The organism is Sinimarinibacterium flocculans (genome assembly GCF_003201205.1).
Classification (GTDB): domain Bacteria; phylum Pseudomonadota; class Gammaproteobacteria; order Nevskiales; family Nevskiaceae; genus Solimonas; species Solimonas flocculans.
On sequence record NZ_QICN01000004.1, the window covers coordinates 109,220 to 126,461 of the forward strand.

General features: G+C 68.1%; 14 protein-coding genes and 1 tRNA gene. 9 read left to right on the forward strand and 6 right to left on the reverse strand.

All coding sequences use genetic code 11. The features are described 5' to 3' along the window. Positions 1 to 24 precede the first annotated feature (24 nt). The 4 genes from C8D93_RS09210 to greB all read left to right on the forward strand — a co-directional run bounded on the left by C8D93_RS09210 (position 25) and on the right by greB (position 5,026). On the forward strand, positions 25 to 813 hold the full coding sequence (locus C8D93_RS09210) for an outer membrane lipoprotein-sorting protein (protein WP_170123974.1): 789 nt from the start codon (positions 25 to 27) through the stop codon (positions 811 to 813). After that, a complete protein-coding gene (locus C8D93_RS09215; RefSeq protein WP_110264897.1) occupies positions 813 to 3,530 on the forward strand; it encodes an MMPL family transporter in 2,718 nt (905 codons plus the stop codon). Before C8D93_RS09210 ends, C8D93_RS09215 begins: the two co-directional genes overlap by 1 nt. A gap of 130 nt (positions 3,531 to 3,660) precedes the next feature. Next, positions 3,661 to 4,509 carry an SDR family oxidoreductase gene (locus tag C8D93_RS09220; protein WP_110264898.1) on the forward strand — a complete coding sequence of 283 codons (849 nt, stop codon included), beginning with the start codon at positions 3,661 to 3,663 and terminating at the stop codon, positions 4,507 to 4,509. Positions 4,510 to 4,522: 13 nt separating this feature from the next. Continuing rightward, on the forward strand, positions 4,523 to 5,026 hold the full coding sequence (gene greB, locus C8D93_RS09225; protein WP_110264899.1) for a transcription elongation factor GreB: 504 nt from the start codon (positions 4,523 to 4,525) through the stop codon (positions 5,024 to 5,026). A gap of 19 nt (positions 5,027 to 5,045) precedes the next feature. Here greB and ahpF read toward each other — a convergent pair whose 3' ends face one another. From ahpF to C8D93_RS09245, 4 genes are all read right to left on the reverse strand, one after another. Then, the gene (gene ahpF / locus C8D93_RS09230) at positions 5,046 to 6,629 is read right to left on the reverse strand and encodes an alkyl hydroperoxide reductase subunit F (RefSeq protein WP_110264900.1); all 1,584 of its coding nucleotides are present in this window, start codon (positions 6,627 to 6,629) and stop codon (positions 5,046 to 5,048) included. A 172-nt stretch (positions 6,630 to 6,801) separates the two neighbouring features. After that, positions 6,802 to 7,365, reverse strand: coding sequence for an alkyl hydroperoxide reductase subunit C (gene ahpC / locus C8D93_RS09235; RefSeq protein ID WP_110264901.1), 564 nt, complete (start codon positions 7,363 to 7,365; stop codon positions 6,802 to 6,804). Positions 7,366 to 7,452: 87 nt separating this feature from the next. Beyond that, on the reverse strand, positions 7,453 to 8,832 hold the full coding sequence (locus tag C8D93_RS09240; protein ID WP_146216556.1) for a cytochrome-c peroxidase: 1,380 nt from the start codon (positions 8,830 to 8,832) through the stop codon (positions 7,453 to 7,455). A gap of 1 nt (position 8,833) precedes the next feature. Then, positions 8,834 to 9,304, reverse strand: coding sequence for a FixH family protein (locus C8D93_RS09245; protein WP_211307276.1), 471 nt, complete (start codon positions 9,302 to 9,304; stop codon positions 8,834 to 8,836). A 158-nt stretch (positions 9,305 to 9,462) separates the two neighbouring features. Here C8D93_RS09245 and C8D93_RS09250 point away from each other — a divergent pair, with 158 nt between their 5' ends. The 4 genes from C8D93_RS09250 (at position 9,463) to C8D93_RS09265 (ending at position 13,959) form a co-directional block, all read left to right on the forward strand. Continuing rightward, on the forward strand, positions 9,463 to 11,748 hold the full coding sequence (locus C8D93_RS09250) for a peptidase M19 (protein WP_146216557.1): 2,286 nt from the start codon (positions 9,463 to 9,465) through the stop codon (positions 11,746 to 11,748). A gap of 19 nt (positions 11,749 to 11,767) precedes the next feature. Then, a complete protein-coding gene (locus C8D93_RS09255) occupies positions 11,768 to 13,234 on the forward strand; it encodes a hypothetical protein (RefSeq protein ID WP_146216558.1) in 1,467 nt (488 codons plus the stop codon). A gap of 108 nt (positions 13,235 to 13,342) precedes the next feature. Further along, the gene (locus C8D93_RS09260) at positions 13,343 to 13,666 is read left to right on the forward strand and encodes a type II toxin-antitoxin system RelE/ParE family toxin (protein ID WP_245903864.1); all 324 of its coding nucleotides are present in this window, start codon (positions 13,343 to 13,345) and stop codon (positions 13,664 to 13,666) included. After that, a complete protein-coding gene (locus tag C8D93_RS09265; RefSeq protein WP_110264906.1) occupies positions 13,666 to 13,959 on the forward strand; it encodes a type II toxin-antitoxin system RelB family anti-toxin transcriptional regulator in 294 nt (97 codons plus the stop codon). The genes C8D93_RS09260 and C8D93_RS09265 overlap by 1 nt, the downstream gene beginning before the upstream one ends. 191 nt (positions 13,960 to 14,150) lie before the next feature. Here the strand turns inward: C8D93_RS09265 and C8D93_RS09270 are convergent. Together C8D93_RS09270 and C8D93_RS09275 are read right to left on the reverse strand one after the other, a co-directional pair. Next, positions 14,151 to 14,227 (reverse strand) — tRNA-Pro (locus tag C8D93_RS09270). Positions 14,228 to 14,242: 15 nt separating this feature from the next. Next, positions 14,243 to 15,211, reverse strand: coding sequence for a polyprenyl synthetase family protein (locus C8D93_RS09275; RefSeq protein WP_110264907.1), 969 nt, complete (start codon positions 15,209 to 15,211; stop codon positions 14,243 to 14,245). A gap of 88 nt (positions 15,212 to 15,299) precedes the next feature. On the opposite strand from C8D93_RS09275, the gene C8D93_RS09280 reads away from it, so the two are divergent. Then, entirely contained in the window at positions 15,300 to 17,165 is a 1,866-nt protein-coding gene (locus C8D93_RS09280; RefSeq protein WP_110264908.1) for an SLC13 family permease, read from the forward strand. The last annotated feature ends 77 nt before the right edge of the window (positions 17,166 to 17,242 follow it).

Consider the following 17,242-nt stretch of genomic DNA (forward strand, 5'->3'; position numbering starts at 1 on the left):
TCCGGGGCCAGCCGGGGAGAGACCATGGGCAAGGGAAAAGCGCGCATGCGGCTCGCGGCCGTCATGCTCGCGGCAATGCCGACGACACTCGCGTTCGCCGACGAGCCGCTCGACGCCGTGCTGTCGTGCATGCGCGCGAACGTGCCGCAGTCGGTGCAGATCAAGGAAGTCGAACTCACGGCGGTCGATCGCGTGGGCAGCAAGCGCGTGCTGCGCGGTCGCCTGTACGGTCAGCGCGAGAAGGAGCAGCTGCGCACGTCGCTGAAGATCGCCGCACCGCCGGATCTGGCCGGCGCCGCCTACCTGCTGCGCGAGAAAGGCGATGGCGACGAGATGTACATGTACGTGCCCGCGCTGCAGCGCGTGCGTCGCATCACCGGAACCGGCAGCGACGGCTCGCTGTGGGGCACCGACCTGTCCTACGGCGACGTCAAGCAGATCAACAACGCGTTCTCGGCCGGCGGCGGTGCCGTCGACGGGCAGGGCGAACTCGACGGGCGGCCGGTCCACCTGCTGACCCTGGTGCCCGATCCGGCCGAGGACTCGCGCTATGCCAGCATGAAGGTCTGGGTCGACCAGCAGACCTGCGTGAGCCTTCGCGCCGATTTCTACGAGGGCAGCACGGTGCGCAAGCGCTGGTCCGCCGACCCGGCCTCGCTGGCACGCGCCGGCAAGCACTGGTACGTCGGAAGGGCAACGATGAGTGATCTGGTCGAGGGCACGAGTACGAGTCTGCGCGTGCTCGGCGTGAGCAGCGACGTCGACCTCGCCGGGCGCTACTTCAATCCGCAGACCTTCTATCTCGGCAGTTGATGCAGCGGCTGCTCTCGTCGCTGGCGGCGCATCCGCTCGCGCTGGTCTGCGCGGTGCTGGCGCTGTCCGTGCTGGCGGCGGCGACGCTGTTCGACGCCCGCACGGGGCAGATCCGTCTGCGGGTCGATCCGTCGCTGGAGCGGCTGCTGCCGCCGCAGGACGAGGATCGGGCCCTGTTCGACCGCGTGCGTGCGCTGTTCGGCGAGACCGATCCGGTGCTGCTCGCGGTGGAACTCGGCAATGTCTACACCGCCGGGAACATCGAACGCATCGACCGTCTGACGCGGCGCCTGGCCGAGCTCGAGGGGGTGCGACAGGTCGTCTCGATCGCCAACGTGCAGAACCCGGTGGCCGACGAGTTCGGCATCAACCTCAGCACCTTCGCCGCGCAGGCGCGCGCCGATCCGGCGGCGGTCGCGGGCTTCGCCCAGCAGGTGGCCGACAACCCGATCTATCGTGACGCCCTGGTGTCCGAGGACGGCCGTGTCGCGGCGTTCGCGCTGAGCTTCGCCGATCTCGACGAGACCCGCTTTCGCGCCGAGGATTACACCGGCCGCATCCGCGCGATGGCCCACGAGATCACCGGCGCCGAACAGGTCTGGGTGACCGGCAGTCCGGTGATCAAGGCGGCGACCACCGACGCGATCCTGCGCACGCTCAAGTTCACGATTCCCGCGATCTTCGCGCTGGTCGTGATCCTGCTGCTCGCCGCCTTCCGCAGTCTGCCGACAGTCGTCTTCGCCGCACTGACGGTCGCGCTGGCGGTGCTGTGGACGCTGGCGATCGCCTCGGCCTTGGAACTGTCGCTGAACCTGGTGACCACGCTGGTCCCGGTGCTCGTGGCGACGCTGTGCCTGGCCTACACCGTGCACGTGCTCGCCGAGTACTTTCATCCGCGGCGCCCGGAGCAGCAACGCGACCGGCTCGAGCGGGTCTATCGCCGCATGGGCGCGAGCCTGACGTTGTCCGGCGCGACCACCGTGGCCGGCTTTCTTGCTCTGATTCCCGGCTCGCTGCCCGCCGTCGCGCAATTCGCGGCGCTGTCCTCGCTCGGCGTCGGCCTGTCCGTGCTGCTGAGCCTGCTGTTCCTGCCGGCGCTGCTGACGCTGATCGGACCGCAGGGCGGCCGTCGCCCGCTCGGCGCGGCGATGTTTGCGCGCAAGGCACGCAAGCTCGCGGTGTTCGACCTGAAGTGGCGCAACTGGATCATTGCGATCGCCGTGCTGTCGCTGCCGGTCGACCTGTATTACGCCAGCAAGATTCGCGTCGGCACCGAGTACATCAACGGCTTCGACGCCGACCAGACGGTGCGCGTCGACTACGAGGCGATCAACAGTGCCTTCGGCGGCGCCAATCTGGTGTCGATCCTCATCGAGACCTACGTCAACGACGCGCTGACCGATCCGGCGCTGATCCGCGAGGTCGAATCGCTGCAGGACTGGCTCGAGGAGCAGCCGGAAGTCGGGGCGACGGTGTCGTACGTCGACCACCTCAAGCTGATCAACCGCAACCTCAACGACGGCGATCCGGCGTTCCACCGGATTCCCGACGACGCCACCGCGGTCAAGCAGCTGCTGGTGTTCGGCGGCAGCGACGAGATCCGCCGCGTGATCGACTCGAGGTTCCGCACCGCCCTGATCGCGGTGCGTATCCGTGTCGACGCATCGATCGAGATCGCCGAGTTCGTGCGGCGCACCGAGTCGCGGCTACAGAAGATGAGTCCGCCGCTCAACGGTCAGGTAACCGGCAGCCCGGTGCTGGCGACGCGTACCGTCAACGAGATCGCCTCGGGGCAGCTCACCTCGCTGCTGGTCGCCTTCGCGGTGATCTGGGCGATGCTGGCGCTGATGTTCACCTCGGTGCGCTCGGCACTGCTGTCGATGCTGCCGAACGCGCTGCCGGTGGCGCTGTACTTCGGCACCCTGGGCGCGCTCGACATCACCCTCAGTCCGACCACGAGCCTGATCGCCTGCGTCGTGCTCGGCATCGCCGTCGACGACACGATCCACTTTCTCACCCGCTTCAATCACGATGCGCGTGCCAAGGCCAGCGAGAAGGCGGCGGTCAAGAGCGCGCTGGCCTCGGTGCTGCGCCCGGTCACGTTCACCACCGTCGCGCTCGCGCTGGGCTTTCTCGTGTTCACCGGCAGCGAGCTGCGCAACCAGGTGCAGTTCGGCGCGCTGGCCGCATTCACCATCGTGCTGGCCTGGGTCTCGGACGTGACGCTGACGCCGGCGCTGGGCTCGCGCCTGCGCATCGTCACCCTATGGGACATCCTGCGCCTCGACCTGGGTCAGTCGCCGCAGCACACGATCCCGCTGTTCTCCGGGCTGTCCCTGCGCCAGGCCCGCGTCTTCGCGCTGATGTCGCGCCTGGAGACCCATCCCACCGGCGCCCGCGTGATCAACCAGGGCGATTCGGCGCGCGACATCTACGTCGTGGTCGACGGGACCCTGCAGGTCTGGGTCGAGCGCAATGGCGACCGCAAGGCGCTGGCGGCGATGGCGCGCGGCGCGGTCATGGGCGAGGCGGGCTACTTCGGTCAGCGCCGCACGGCGAATGTCGACGCGCTGACGCCGGTGCGCCTGCTGCGCTTCGACTCGCAGGACCTGGAGCGGCTGCGACAGCGCTATCCGCGCATCGCGGCGGTGATCTACCGCAATCTCAACCGGATCCAGGCCGAGCGCCTGGCGCGCGCCACGGCAATGATCCAGTAGCCTTGCCGCCGCTTCCGCGCCGGGACGGGTAGGGCGCTCGGTCCTATCCGTTTGCAGGGTGCGGCGCCACCGGCGACGCGCTAGCGTTCGTCGCCTGACCGGACCGACATCATCGAAGAAGGGGAGTCCCATGAGCCTGAAAGGCAAGACGCTGTTCATCACCGGCGGGTCGCGCGGCATCGGCCTTGCGATCGCCGTGCGCGCGGCGCGCGACGGCGCCAACGTCGCCATCGCGGCCAAGACCGCGGAGCCGCATCCCAAGCTGCCGGGCACGATCTACACGGCGGCCGAGGACATCGAGAACGCCGGCGGCAAGGCGCTGCCGATTGTCTGCGACATCCGCGACGAGGCGCAGGTGCAGGCCGCGGTCGACAAGACCGTCGAGACCTTCGGTGGCATCGACGTGCTGGTCAACAACGCCAGCGCGATCAGCCTGACCGGGACGCTGGCCACGGACATGAAGCGCTACGACCTGATGAACGGGATCAACGCGCGCGGGACCTACCTATGCGGACGGCTGTGCATCCCGCACCTGAAGAAGTCGTCGAACCCGCACATCCTGACCCTGTCGCCGCCGCTGGACTTCCGCCCGCGCTGGTTCGCACCGCACGTGGCCTACTCGATTGCCAAGTACGGGATGAGCCTGTGCACGCTGGGCTGGGCCGAGGAGCTCAAGCGCGACGGTATCGCCGCGAACTCGCTGTGGCCGCGCACGACGATTGCGACCGCGGCGATCACGATGGTCGGCGGTGACGCGATCACGAAGATGTCGCGCACGCCGGAGATCATGGCCGACGCTGCGCAGGTGATCCTGAGCAAGCCGTCGCGCGAGTTCACCGGGCGCTACTGCATCGACGAGCTGGTCCTCCGCGCCGAAGGGCAGACCGACTTCTCGGCCTACGCCGCGGTGCCGGGCACGCCCGACAGCGCGCTGGCGCCGGACCTGTTCCTGCCCGACGATCTTTCGGCGCTGGCCTGAGCGGAGCACCGGAGTGGGGCGCTGGCGTCCGCCGTCGGCGAAGTCCTCGCCGCACATCACCGCCGACGGGCACGCGAGGCTCAAAGCGGAGTTCGAACAGCTCTGGCGCGTGCGGCGCCCTGAGGTCGTGCGCGCGCTGGCCGCGGCGGCGGCCGAGGGCGACCGCAGCGAGAACGCGGAATACCAGTACCGCAAGAAGGAGCTGCGCGAGATCGACGCGCGCCTGAAGTACCTGACCATGCGCCTGCAGGAGGTGACCGTGGTCGAGGTGCGGACGCGCAGCGACGGCAAGGTCTACTTCGGAGCCTGGGTCGAGATCGTCGACGACGACGGCAACGAACGGCGCTACCGCATCGTCGGCGCCGACGAGACCGACGCCCGCGCCGGGCTGATCAGCGTCGATTCGCCGGTTGCGCGCGCGCTGCTCGGCCGCGGCGAGGGCGAGGTCGTCGAGGTCGTGCTGCCGGGCGGACGCCAGCAGCTCGAGATCGTCGCCGTGCGCTACGACACCGCGTAGCGCACGGCGCCGTCCGGCCTCAGGCCGCCTTGCGCTCGGCCTCGGGGGCCGAGGTGCGGATCAGGTGGTCGAAGGCCGAGAGCGCGGCCTTGGAGCCTTCGCCCATGGCGATGACGATCTGCTTGTAGGGCACCGTGGTGACGTCGCCGGCGGCAAAGACGCCGGGTACCGAGGTGCGGCCGTGCGCGTCGACCTCGATCTCGCCGCGCGGCGACAGCGCAACCGTGCCCTTGAGCCACTCGCTGTTCGGCAGCAGGCCGATCTGCACGAAGATGCCTTCGAGCTCGATCGTGTGCGACTCGCCCGACACGCGGTCCTTGTAGACCAGGCCGGTGACCTTCTGGCCATCGCCGCTGACCTCGGTGGTCTGTGCCGAGACGATGATCTTCACGTTGGGCAGGCTGCGCAGCTTGCGCTGCAGGACCTCGTCGGCGCGCAGCTTGGCGTCGAACTCGATCAGGGTGACGTGCGCGACGATGCCGGCGAGATCGATCGCCGCCTCGACGCCGGAATTGCCGCCGCCGATCACCGCCACGCGCTTGCCCTTGAACAGCGGGCCGTCGCAGTGCGGGCAGTAGGCCACGCCCTTGTTGCGGTACTCGTCCTCGCCCGGCACGTTCATCTGCCGCCAGCGCGCACCGGTGGACAGCACCACGGTCTTCGACTTCAGCGATGCACCGTTGGCGAGCTGCACCTCGACCAGTCCGTCGGCGCCGGCCGGGATCAGCTTCTCGGCGCGCTGCAGGTTAATGATGTCGACGTCGTACTGGCGCACGTGTTCCTCGAGCGCCGCGGCCAGCTTCGGTCCCTCCGTCTCCTTGACCGAGATGAAGTTCTCGATGCCCATCGTGTCGAGCACCTGGCCGCCGAAGCGTTCGGCGGCGACGCCGGTGCGGATGCCCTTGCGCGCGGCGTAGATCGCCGCGGCGGCACCGGCCGGCCCGCCACCGACGACCAGCACGTCATAGGGCGCCTTGGCCCGGATCTTCTCGGCATCGCGTGCGCCGGCACTGGTGTCGATCCTGGCGAGGATCTCCTCGACGCCCATGCGGCCGGAGGCGAAGTCCTCGCCGTTGAGAAACACCTTGGGCACCGACATGACCTGTCGCTGCTCGACCTCGTCCTGGAACAGCGCGCCGTCGATCGCCACGTGCCGGATGCGCGGATTGAGTACCGCCATGAGGTTCAGCGCCTGCACCACGTCCGGGCAGTTCTGGCAGGACAGCGAGAAATAGGTTTCGAAGACGTAGTCGCCGTCGAGGCCTTTCACCTGCTCGATGACGTCCTGCGCGAGCTTGGACGGATGGCCGCCCACCTGCAGCAGGGCCAGTACCAGCGACGTGAACTCGTGGCCGAGCGGGATGCCGGCGAAGCGCAGGTGGATGTCCTGCCCCGGCGTGCCGAGCGTGAACGACGGCGTGCGCTCGTCCGCCTCGTGTGTCTCCTGCACGTGAATCTGGTCCGACAGCAGGGCAAGGTCCTGCAGCAGGCTGCGCATCTCCTGCGAAGCCTCGCTGTCGTCGAGATTGGCCTTGATCTCGATCGGGCGCGTCACGCGCTCGAGATAGGCTTTCAACTGCTCCTTGAGATCGGTATCCAACATGACTTCAGCTCCTGATGACGAAAGGCGGACGACGGACACAACAATCCCGTCATGCCCGCTGGCGCGGGCCGTAGGGCGGGCCGTGCCCGCCAACGGCGACCGGTGGCCGCCCTACGTCCCGCCACGCGAAGGCCCGTGGCCTTCGACGCGGCGGGAATGACGGGACGCGGCCTTAGATCTTGCCGACGAGGTCCAGCGACGGCGCGATGGTCTTGGCGCCTTCCTTCCACTTGGCCGGGCAGACCTGGCCCGGGTTCGCGGCGGTGTACTGCGCGGCCTTGAGCTTGCGCAGCGTCTCGGACACGTCGCGCGCGATCTCGTTGGAGTGGATCTCCAGGGTCTTGATCACGCCTTCCGGGTTGATGACGAAGGTGCCACGCAGCGCCAGGCCTTCCTCGTCGATGTGCACGCCGAAGGCGCGGGTCAGCTGGTGCGTCGGATCGCCGACCAGCGGGAACTTGGCTTTGCCGACCGCCGGCGAGGTCTCGTGCCAGACCTTGTGCGAGAAATGCGTGTCGGTGGTGACGATGTAGACCTCGGCGCCGGCCTTCTGGAACTCGTCGTAGTTGGCGGCGGCGTCCTCGACTTCCGTCGGGCAGTTGAAGGTGAAGGCCGCCGGCATGAAGATCAGGACGGACCACTTGCCCTTCAGCGTCTCATTGGTCACCTCGACGAACTTGCCGTTGTGGAAGGCCTGGGCCTTGAACGCGGGGACGGTCGTGTTGATCAGCGACATGCGTGCTTCCTCTTGGGTTGGGTGGTGAATGGGCGACAAGCTTATGCAAGTCGGGGCCATTAAGAAAATGGATTGTTCAAATGACGGTCATAGGCGTGGCGTATTCCGCGACGCTGCCGGAGCGGATTCCGTGGCAGGGTCCTCGCGATGGCCCGATACGCGATCTGCGCGAGCCGGGGCTCGCAAGAGACGTTCCGGCGTGGCCAGCGGAGCGCTCAGCGCGTCGAGGAACGCCACGATCTGCTGAACTTGGACGGCCGTCAGCCGCAGCGGTTCCAGATCGGTGCTGATGCCCGAGGACTGCGCCCGGTTGTAGTGGTCGACCACCTCGGTCAGCGTCGTGAAGCGGCCGTTGTGCATGTAGGGCCCCGTATCGGCGACGTTGCGCAGGCTCACGGCGCGAAAGGCGCCCGTCAGCTCGGTGCCGGTGCTTTTGACGAAACGCAGTTCGCCGCAGTCCTGCGAACGCGCCGGGCTGAACGGGCCCAGGCAGTTGAAAGGATCGGCCTGCAGCAGGTGCACGCCATCGGCGCGGCCGCGATCCGCCGGCGCGGTGCCCGGCGCTTCCACGCCCGTGTTGTGGAACTCGTTGTTGGCGAACAGCGGGCCGTTGTGGCAGTGGATGCAGTTGGCGCGGCCGACGAACAGCCTGAGACCCTGGCGCTGGTCGGCACTGAGCAGGGTGTTGGCACGGGCCTGATCGCCGGCCAGCAGCGCTTCGGCGAATGCATCGAACGGCGCCGGCCCCGGCAGCAGCCGGCGCTGGTACGCCTCCAGCGCCCGGCCGGCGTTGGCGAAGACCGTCGAGATCCGGTGGCGGTCCTCCGGCGTCATGGTCGCCCAGGCGGCGCGCTGCCCGGCATCGCCGTTCGGGCTGGCGGACGGGAAGCGCGCACGATCGCCGAGATCGGGCAGCGGACCGAACAGATTCTCGTAGGCGCGGCGGTAGTCGGGGTCGTCGCCCAGCTGTCGCGCGAGGTCCACCCGGCCGAGGCCTTGTTCCGCCGGGTCTTCCAGCGGTTCCAGCGCCTGCGCCCAGAGGCTGTCGCGGCGGCCGTCCCAGAACAGCCAGGGACTGTAGGCCGCTGCCACCACGCTCATGCTCTTGCGCCGGGTCTGACCCAGACCCTGCGAGCGGGCGAGCCCGTCCTTGAAGTTGCGTTCGGGCCGATGGCAGCTCGCGCAGGCCACCGCACCGTTCGCGCTGAGTCGCGGGTCGAAGAACAGCCGATGGCCCATTTCGACCGCGCGCGGATCGTCGGCCACCGGGTTGCCGGGCGAGGGCGGCAGCGGCGGCAGGCTGCCGATCCACAGCGAGCGGATGGCGCCGAGTTCCGCCGGCATCCAGAACTCCGCTGCCGGGCCGCGGTCGCCGCAGGCTGCGAGCAGGGCGACGATCAGGCCGCCGATCAGACTGCCGATGAGCGCCCGCCCGGTCATCGTGCTGCTTGCGGGGTGCCGTTTCACGTCAGAGTGCGAATTCCAGCGTCAGCGTCTCCGCGCCGGGTGCCGCGACGATGCGGAAGTGCAGCGCCCACTCACCGCCCATCTGGAACCTCATCCCTTCGAGCAGGTAGCGACCGGGGCCGAGGATCTCGGTGACGCGCGGTGCCGTCGGCAGGCCATGGTCGTGCGCGGGCATACCGCCGTCGACGGTGATGGTCGCACCCGGCACCGGCGCGCCGTCGCGGTCGCGCAGTTCCAGCTCCCAGGCGTGCAGGCGGTTGAGCGCAATAGGGTCCAGCCGGCTGCGGACCTGCAGCCGATAGTGCTTGCCCTGGAGTGCGTCGAAGCTTTGCGCGATCGCCGCAAACGGAACGGCCAGGCCGATGGCGAGCAGCAGCGCGGCGCAGCACAGACCCAGTCGCTGGAGGTTCATCGTCGTCAGGGAGCGGTCGGGGTTCGAGCCGGCTACGGTAGTCCAGAACCGTGCGGTCATGCAGGTCGGGCGCATCCCCGCATGCCCGGCAACCGTACTGGAGCCATATTTGCGATGGTCTGTCGCGTTGATCGACACTACCATCGGCTGGCGACAACATTATTTCAGCGGCGCGCGTCGGACGAACGTTCCGGCCGTTCCCGGGGAGACTTCGGATGATGATTCAGGAAACTCGCGCGCCCGCGCGCACGACGCGTTTCGGTATGCCGCTGCTTGCGGCCACACTCGCATCGCTGGTGTTGGCGGGCTGCGGCAACAGCAGCCCTGCGGTGACGCCGCCGGGCGACGGGGGCGGCAACCCGACCCCCACGACACTCGGGCGGTACGACCTGTTCAACCAGTGCTGGGTCATGCGCGCCGATGGCGATTACGTGGTGCGCGACGGCGAGGGATTCGCCGCCCGTGACGTCGGCGCCGACGACGCGGAGCGTTTCTACATGCGTGCGGCGAACCTCGCACGCTACCTGTTCTATACCCCGGACGGGATGCTGCTGACGGCAAGCGACGCCGGCGTGGCCGCCGTACCGCAGTCCGCGCCGGAAGACGGTTCCGACTGGACCTTCTCCGAGGCCGGCGATGCGCTGAACGCCGCCACGCTGGATGGCGTGCTCGCCGTCGCCGACGACGGGCAGCTGGTTCTGGGCAGTTCGCCGGCGGCGCTGCGCTTCGAGCGCGCGACCGGCTGCGCCGAATACCCGGAAATGCCGCTGGGCGTGATCGGCGAGACCTTCAAGGGCCGTGTCGACGCCCCTGCGCTGGGCTTTGCCGAGGTGCACACGCACATGGCGATGGGCAGCGAGATGTCGGACGGCAGCCGCAACGTCGGTCCGTCCGCCGGCGGCGTGATGTACGGCCAGGCGGTGAACCGCTTCGGCGTCACCGAGGCCCTGAAGGACTGCTCCGCGCTGCATGGGCCGGACGGCATTACCGACCCGGAGGCGCTCATCCTCGACATGACGCCCGGGCAGACCCACGACACCCAAGGCTGGCCGAGCTTCGTCAACTGGCCGTTCCACGATTCCATGCTGCACCAGCAGATGTACTGGCGCTGGGTCGAGCGTGCGTGGATGTCCGGTCTGCGCCTGATGACCATCCACGGCACCAACATCGAGGCGCTGTGCCAGGTGGCGCAGGCCACCGGTGCGACCCGCGGCCAGAACCCGGCCGAGATCGAGTGCCGCGACATGCCGGTCGGCGTTCAGCAGGTCGAGTATCTGTACGACATCCAGGACTACATCGACGCCCAGTTCGGCGGTCCGGGCAAGGGCTTCTTCCGCATCGTCGAGAGCCCCGCGCAGGCACGCCAGGTGATCGCCGACGGCAAGCTGGCCGTCGTGCCCGGCCTGGAGTTCTCCAATCTCTTCGGCTGCAACGTCACCTTCCTGCCGGACGGCAGCGAGATTCCGATGTGCAGCAGGGAGCAGATCGATGCCGAGGTCGAGCGGATCTGGGATCTGGGCGTCCGCCAGGTCTTCCCCTACCACGACATCGACAGCGCGCTGGGCGGCGCCGGCCTGTTCTCGGCGTCCAACGTGCTGGAGTTCTTCAACTTCATCGGCACCGGGCGCTTCTTCGAGACCTACAACTGCGAGGACGGCGGCAACGGCGACAGCTACTTCTACGACGCCGGCCTGACGTCCTTCCCCGATCCGCTGATGCTGGGCAACGATCCGCTGACCGACCTTCTGCTCGGCCTCACCGACGGCCTGACGCCGACGCTGCGCAGCGGTCGCCAGTGCAACGCCCGCGACGTCACCGACCTGGGCATCTACGCGATCGACAAGCTGATGAAGAAGGGCTTCGTCATCGACATCGACCATGCAGAACTGCGCAGCAAGCAGATCATGCTCGACCATGCGGCGACCACGCAGCCGGCGTACCCGATGGTGTCCGGTCATGGTGCGCAGGGCGGCCTGACGAATGCGCAGGCGCGTCAGCTGATCGCGCAGGGCGGCATCATCTATCCGATCAACCAGAACGGTAAGGGCCATGTCGACTTTCTGGCCCGGCTGGCCGAGCAGTGGACGCAGTCGGGCACCGATCGGCCGCTGTCGGCCGGCTACGGTGCCGATGCCAACGGCCTGCGCACTTTGCCCGGGCCGCGCGGCATGGCGCGCATCATGGAGACCGGGCCGGTCAGCTATCCCTTCCAGATGTTCGAGGGCGAGGGCTGGGGGCCGCAGTTCGATGGCGTTGCCCCGATCACCGTCGAGCTGCTCGCGGTGCCCGGCGCCGAAGGGCGGATCTGGGACGTGAACGAGTCCGGCATGTACCACTACGGCATGATTGCCGACATCGTCGAGGAGATCCGTCTGGAAGGCGGGCAGGCGGCGCTGGACACGCTGTACAACTCCGCCGAGACCTACCTGCAGATGTGGGAGCAGACGCTGGCGGCATCCGAGGATGCACGCACCCGGCCGGTGCCCCAGGCTGTTCCGCGCTGACGAGTCGCGGGCGCACGACGTGAAGGCGTGCGCCCGCCTCGCGCTGGCGGGCCCGCTGCTGCTGCCGGGCGAGGTGGCTGCGCATGGTTTCTCGGCGCTGTACAACCCGCCGGTGCCGGTGTGGATGTACGGCTGGGCCGCCGCGATCACGCTGGTGGCGTCGTTCGTCATCGCCGGAGTGCTGCTCACCGCGCGCCACGCGCCGGCGGCGCCGGCCAGCCGGGACATCCGTGGGACCGGCGTCGTCCGTGCCCTGCGTCGCTGCCTGCCGGCGCTGCGTCTGACCGGGGTGCAGGTGCTGATGCTGTGCGTGGCCACCGGCTATCTGGGCAGCCGCGACCCCGTGCGCAACTTCGGCATGACCTTCTTCTGGGTCATCTTCGTGCTGCTGTTTCCCTATCTCACCGTCGTCGTGGGCAACTTCTACGCGGCGTTGAATCCGTGGCGCACACTCGGCGATGCGCTGGACCGGCTCTGGCGCGGCTTCTCGCACGGCCGCGTGCGCTACCCGCAACGGCTGGGCGACTGGCCGGCGCTGGGCCTGTACCTGGGGTTCATCGCATTCGAACTGTTCGGCACCGGGCGCCCCGTGCCGCTGGGCCATTTCCTCGTCGGCTACACGCTGCTGAACCTGGCCGGCATCTGGCTGGTCGGGCGCCGGGCCTGGTTCGCGCACTGCGAGTTCTTCGCGGTGCTGCTTCGTCTGATCGCCTTGCTCTCGCCGGTCGATTACCGGCGCGGCGAGGGTGACGAGCCCGGAAGGCTGCACCTGCGCTGGCCGTTCGCCGGGCTGCTGAGCGAGCGTCCGCGCGACCTGAGCAGCCTCAGCTTCGCGCTGGCCATGCTGTCGACCACCGCCTTCGACGGACTCAAGGCCACGCAGTGGTGGGTCGGCCTGTTCTGGGCGGACCCCACCGGCCTGATGACCCGGTGGCTGGGCGTCGCGCCGGTCAATGCCTACGCCAGCCTGCGGCCGTGGTTTCTCGGCTGGGAATCGCTGTGGCTGTTCGCGTCGCCGTTCGTCTACCTCGGCGCCTACCTCGGTGCGATTGCGCTGGCACGCTGGCTCACCCGCAGCCCGCGGCCCCTGCGCGAACTGGCACTGGACTTCGCCTATGCCCTGCTGCCGATCGCCATCGTCTATCACATGACGCACTACACGGCGCTGCTGCTGGCCAACGGCCTGAAGATACTCAGCCTGGTTTCCGACCCCTTCGGCCGCAAATGGGACCTGTTCGGCACCGCACAGATGTTCCGAGCGCCGATACTTCCCGACTACAGCGTGGTCTGGCACACCCAGGTCGGCCTGATCGTTCTCGGCCACATCGTCAGCGTCTTCGTGGCCCACCGCATCGCGCTACAGCGCTTTGCGTCGCGTCGGGACGCGATGCTCAGTCAGCTGCCGATGCTGGCGCTGATGATCGCCTTCACCGTCGCGGGTTTGTGGATTCTTGCCCAGCCCCTCACCGCGGTGCTGATGCGCTAGCGTCCACGCGTCCGCGCACTTGCTTCGGGAGCAAGACGTCGCGCCTGGCCGAACAAGCTGCGTCGTGCGTTGAAAAAGTACACCATTGACGCACTACACCAGCGGTGTATGATCAAGCGCATGATCTTTATCGAGACAGCCGCCTTTAGCGAAGACATCAAGGCCGTCATGCCGGATGAGATCTATGCAGGACTGCAGCAGCACCTCGCAAGCTATCCGGACAGTGGCGACACCATTCAAGGTACGGGTGGTGTGCGGAAGATCCGATGGAACATTCCGGGCACCGGCAAGCGTGGCGGCGCTCGGGTCATCTACTACTGGCGGGTTGCCGAAGGTCAAATCCTCATGCTCTTGGTGTATACGAAGAACAAGAAGGACGACCTCTCGGCAGCTCAGAAGAAATTGCTCAAGAAGGTCGTGGAGAACTGGTGATGGATACAAAGCTCTTTAATCGACTGATGGAAAGCGCGGCGCAGGCCGGCGAAATCGTTCGTGGCGAGCGCGCGCCCTCTCGCGAGTTCCATGTCGACGCAGCCCAGGTTCGTGCGGTGCGTAACGCTACCGGCCTGTCGCAAAAGCAGTTCGCCATGCTGATCGAGGTCAACGTCGGCACCCTGCGCAACTGGGAACAGGGTCTGCGCACTCCGACCGGACCGGCTCGCGCACTGCTCAAGGCACTGAAGGCCAAACCGGAAGAAGTCATCAAGGCACTGCAGGCCGCGTAGCGGCTCGTTGATGCGATCGGACCGGTCGGAGCGACAGGATTCGACAATGACGCATCGCGTCATCGGACGCCCCGCAGGTTGGCCTCGAGCGTGAGCGAGCTGCGAGGCCGCATGTGGCCGAGCAACCTGCGGCCTTCGTTGTGCGCCGGGACGAAAAAGCCCGGCTGTGCCGGGCTTCGTCCAACGATCTCTGGTCGGGGCGACAGGATTCGAACCTGCGACCTCTTGCTCCCGAAGCAAGCGCTCTACCAAGCTGAGCTACGCCCCGCATTCGATCTTTCGATCAGGCGGCGCGCGTCAGGTTGAAGCGCGCCAGTTCCAGCAGTGCGTTCCTGTATGGCGAGTCGGGAATTTCGCTCAACGCCTGCGCCGCGTCGCGGCTGTGCCGTTCAGCGAGGGCGCGAGTGTAAGGAATCGCCCCGGTGGATTCAACAGCTTTCAGCACCTCGTCGAGTCGGTCGATGCGGCCGTCGCGGATCGCCTGCCGGATCAGCTCGGACTGCCCGGCATCACCGGCCCTCATCGCCTGGATCAGCGGCAGCGTCGGCTTGCCTTCGGCAAGGTCGGCGCCGAGGTTCTTGCCGCTGACGGCCGGGTCGGCGGTGTAGTCGAGCAGGTCGTCGACGATCTGGAAGGCGATGCCCAGATGGTGGCCGTAGCGGGCGAGGGCGTCCTGGCGGGCCGCGGGCGCGTCGGCGGCAATCGCGCCGAGCCGGCAGCCGCCTTCGAACAGGCGCGCGGTCTTGAGTTCGATGACGCGCAGGTAGCGTGTCTCGTCGACGTCGGGGTCGCCGCAGTTGAGCAGCTGCAGGACTTCGCCTTCGGCGATGGCGTTGGTGGTGTCGGCCATCACGCGCATCACTTCCATGCGGCCGCTGTCGACCATCATCTGGAAACTGCGCGAGTAGACGAAATCGCCCGCGAGCACGGCGCCGGCATTGCCCCAGACGGCATTGGCGGTCTTCATGCCGCGGCGCAGGCCCGATTCGTCGACGACGTCGTCGTGGAGCAGTGTCGCGGTATGGATGAATTCGATCGTCGCTGCGTGCAGCACCGGCTCCTCGCTGGTGCAGCCGAGCGCACGCGCGCTGAGCAGCACGAGGGCGGGACGCAGGCGCTTGCCGCCGGCGGAGACGATGTGGGCGCCGATCTCGTTGATCATCGCGACCTCGGAGCGCAGGCGCTCGCGGATGGTCGTGTCGACGCGCCGCAGATCGTCGGCAATCGGGTCGAGAATGTCGGGGAGTTTCATGGGGCCGCGCGATGCTAGGTGTGCCCCGGCATGGCGTCAATCGCGGACGCTTGGCCGCGGCGTTCCGTTCTGCGGCAGACTGCCGGCCATGAGCTTCGACCAAGGCCTGATTCTGGCGATCCTGGGCATCGCCATCGTGATGTTCGTGTCCGGGCGCTGGCGTCACGACCTCGTCGCCGGCGCGACGCTGCTCGCCTGCGTGCTCGCCGGCCTGGTCGATGCGGACGCCGCGTTCTCGGGCTTCGGGCACCCGGCGGTGGTGACCGTGGCCGGCGTGCTGATCATCAGTCGCGCGCTGCAGTTGTCGGGCGCGGTCGACGCGATGGCGCGGCGCCTGATTCCCGCGGGTGCCGGCCCGGCGCTGACCGTCGCCGGCCTCACCGTGGTTGCGGCGGTGCTGTCGGGCTTCATGAACAACGTCGGCGCGCTCGCGCTGCTGATGCCGATCGCGATCCAGACCGCCGGCCGGCTCGGCCTGCCGCCCGGGCGGTTACTGATGCCGCTGGCCTTCGGCTCGATTCTCGGCGGCATGACCACGCTGATCGGCACGCCGACGAACCTGATCGTGTCCGGCTTCCGTGCCGAGGTCGGTGAAGGGGCGTTCCGCATGTTCGACTTTGCGCCGGTGGGTGTCGGCGTGGCGCTGGCAGGTGTCGCTTTCATCGTGCTGATCGGCTGGCGCCTGGTTCCGGCCCGCGAGCGCGCGACCGTGGAAGGCTTCGACACCGGGCGGTACTTCACCGAAGTGCGCATCGGCGAGAAGAGCAAGAGCGCCGGCAAGACCCTGTCCGATATCGACAAGGCACTGGAGAACAACGACGCACAGATCATCGGCCTGATCCGCAACGAGACCCGGATCACCGCGCCGATGCCGTACCGGCGGCTGCGGGCCGGCGACATCCTCGTCATCGAGACCGATCCCGGCGCGCTGGCCTCGGTGCTTTCGGCACTGGATCTGGAACTCGAGGAAGCGGACAGCCACAGCGACGAGGACGCCGAGCAGGCGGAGCGAAAATCGCGCAAGGCACCGGATGAAGACAAGGCCGACGAGGCGGAGCAAGGGCAGGGCAAGACTTCGTCGCGCGACGACGAGCGCGGCGAGATCGCGCTGGTCGAGCTGGCGGTGCTGCCGGGCTCCGCGCTCGGCGGGCGCTCGGCGACGCAGCTCGATCTTCGCAACCGCTACGGCCTGAACATGCTGGCGCTGTCGCGCGCCGGACAGCGCTCGATCTCGCGCCTGAAGACGACGCTGATCCGTCCCGGAGACGTGCTGCTGATGCAGGGGCCGATGCCGGCCGTTGCCGGGTTCGCCGCCGATTTCGGTTGCGTGCCGCTCGCCGATCGGGCGCTGCGGATTCCCGATCCGCGCAAGGCCGCGCTGTCGGTGGCGACGCTGGTCACGGCCGTCGCCGCGGCCGCGTTCGGCTGGCTGCCCGCCGCGGTGTCATTCGCCGCCGGCGCGCTCGCGGTGGTCGTGCTGGATCTGGTGCCGCTGCGCAAGGTCTACGACGCGGTGGACTGGCCGGTCATCGTATTGCTGGCGGCCCTGATGCCGGTCGCGGGGGCGATGGCCTCGACCGGGGCAGCCGGGCTGCTGGCCGACGTGCTGCTGAACACGGTGGCGCAGGGCAATGCCGTGGTGGCCGTGGGCTTGATCCTGGTCGTGACGATGACCCTGTCCGACTTCATGAACAATGCGGCGACCGCGGCGGTCATGTGTCCGGTGGCGCTAGGCACCGCCACCCAGCTCGGCGTGGGCGCCGACCCGTTCCTCATGGCGGTGGCGATCGGCGGCTCCTGCGCCTTCCTCACCCCGATCGGTCACCAGAACAACACGCTGATCATGGGGCCGGGCGGATTCCGCTTCGGCGACTACCTGCGCCTGGGATTGCCGGTCGAGCTGCTGGTGATCGCCACCGCGATCCCGTTGCTGCTGTGGGCCTGGCCGCTGTGAAAACGGCGCTAAGCGCCGATTTTTGTTGACCTTGGCGGGGGCGGTCCCTACAATTGCGCGCTTCATTCGGGCCGGGT

Excerpts from the sequence above, each read along its gene's own strand:
- C8D93_RS09265 (WP_110264906.1), top strand. The coding sequence starts at position 13,666 with ATGGATACAAAGCTCTTTAATCGACTGATGGAAAGCGCGGCGCAGGCC.
- C8D93_RS09210 (WP_170123974.1), top strand. The coding sequence starts at position 25 with ATGGGCAAGGGAAAAGCGCGCATGCGGCTCGCGGCCGTCATGCTCGCG.
- C8D93_RS09245 (WP_211307276.1), bottom strand. The coding sequence starts at position 9,304 with ATGACCGCACGGTTCTGGACTACCGTAGCCGGCTCGAACCCCGACCGC.
- C8D93_RS09220 (WP_110264898.1), top strand. The coding sequence starts at position 3,661 with ATGAGCCTGAAAGGCAAGACGCTGTTCATCACCGGCGGGTCGCGCGGC.
- C8D93_RS09250 (WP_146216557.1), top strand. The coding sequence starts at position 9,463 with ATGATTCAGGAAACTCGCGCGCCCGCGCGCACGACGCGTTTCGGTATG.
- ahpC (WP_110264901.1), bottom strand. The coding sequence starts at position 7,365 with ATGTCGCTGATCAACACGACCGTCCCCGCGTTCAAGGCCCAGGCCTTC.
- C8D93_RS09215 (WP_110264897.1), top strand. The coding sequence starts at position 813 with ATGCAGCGGCTGCTCTCGTCGCTGGCGGCGCATCCGCTCGCGCTGGTC.
- ahpF (WP_110264900.1), bottom strand. The coding sequence starts at position 6,629 with ATGTTGGATACCGATCTCAAGGAGCAGTTGAAAGCCTATCTCGAGCGC.
- C8D93_RS09275 (WP_110264907.1), bottom strand. The coding sequence starts at position 15,211 with ATGAAACTCCCCGACATTCTCGACCCGATTGCCGACGATCTGCGGCGC.
- C8D93_RS09260 (WP_245903864.1), top strand. The coding sequence starts at position 13,343 with ATGATCAAGCGCATGATCTTTATCGAGACAGCCGCCTTTAGCGAAGAC.
- C8D93_RS09280 (WP_110264908.1), top strand. The coding sequence starts at position 15,300 with ATGAGCTTCGACCAAGGCCTGATTCTGGCGATCCTGGGCATCGCCATC.